At 41.1% G+C, this 246-nt stretch carries 1 pseudogene; it reads right to left on the bottom strand.

The features are described from left to right. Positions 1–196: pseudogene (locus AAEZ18_RS19410) on the bottom strand (cytochrome c oxidase subunit II); the annotation flags it as partial. Positions 197–246 lie beyond the last annotated feature (50 nt).

Raw genomic sequence — 246 nt, forward strand, 5'->3', positions numbered from 1 at the left:
GAATAAGTGCCCAAAACATAATTGCGAACACTATCACCCCAATCACACAACATATTATAAATATGGTCATGTGCAGCTGATATACATTATTGCTTATATCGGTTACGCCTTTGCGCATATTGTATTGGCTGTTAGCCAAAACTGGGTGCGAAAAAACACATAATATAAGCCACAAGGTAGAGGTCAGTTTACCCATGTGACGGCTCCTTTGATGCTATTGCGAATGCAAAGCGAAGAGGCATACGG

It is taken from the genome of Pseudoalteromonas sp. 19-MNA-CIBAN-0066 (genome assembly GCF_040308705.1).
GTDB lineage: Bacteria > Pseudomonadota > Gammaproteobacteria > Enterobacterales > Alteromonadaceae > Pseudoalteromonas > Pseudoalteromonas nigrifaciens.